Source organism: Pseudomonas sp. P5_B2, from assembly GCF_056400445.1.
The window spans coordinates 1-598 of the sequence record NZ_JBFULH010001432.1; the positions used below are offsets into that span (position 1 = coordinate 1).

Annotated in this window: 1 pseudogene; it reads left to right on the forward strand. The window is 51.8% G+C overall.

The features are described 5' to 3' along the window. Positions 1–379 precede the first annotated feature (379 nt). Positions 380–598 (forward strand): annotated as a pseudogene (locus AC1DRJ_RS31665) (ABC-three component system protein); the annotation flags it as partial.

The window sequence follows — 598 nt, forward strand, 5'->3', positions numbered from 1 at the left end:
ACATAACCGTTTGCCTATCCCTTATCGTAAGGGGGAAACGGTGTCCTGTCTTTCATGGGGCTCGTTCAATCTGTAGGGAAGCTCAGGGTCATCTTTACCTCTATTCCGTTCAGAGAAAAATGCTCGATTAAGCGGCATGTGCTTTGAGCTGGGCCAGGCTTTGGCCGAGCTTATCACTTAGCAAAGAATTGATAGCGGTTGCACCTGATTGCTTTTGCGCTAGAGCGCGCATTGACTGAAGTCCTTCAGGACAGACGATGCATCAGGATTGTGGCTAAATAATATTATTAACGCTACATTCCGTGCTCGCGTAACGCCATGGGAAAGGATCGAGGCAAAAGCCTCCGTACATAAAGCGCATAGACTACGAGACGGAACTATGAAAGACCCTGACGCGAGCGCCAGTGCGGCGGGCTACGGCTATCAGTACGAGCGCGCGCTCTTTCGCATCTTCTCTGCACCCCACGCCCAAACTCGCTTCGGCATCGAAACCGCAGATGACGTTGAAGAGATATCTCCAACGTCCACGGGTACAAGGCGCGTTTCAGAGCAAGCTAAATTGGTCGTGCGCCCGCGCAAGAATCCCCTTCAAGACAGT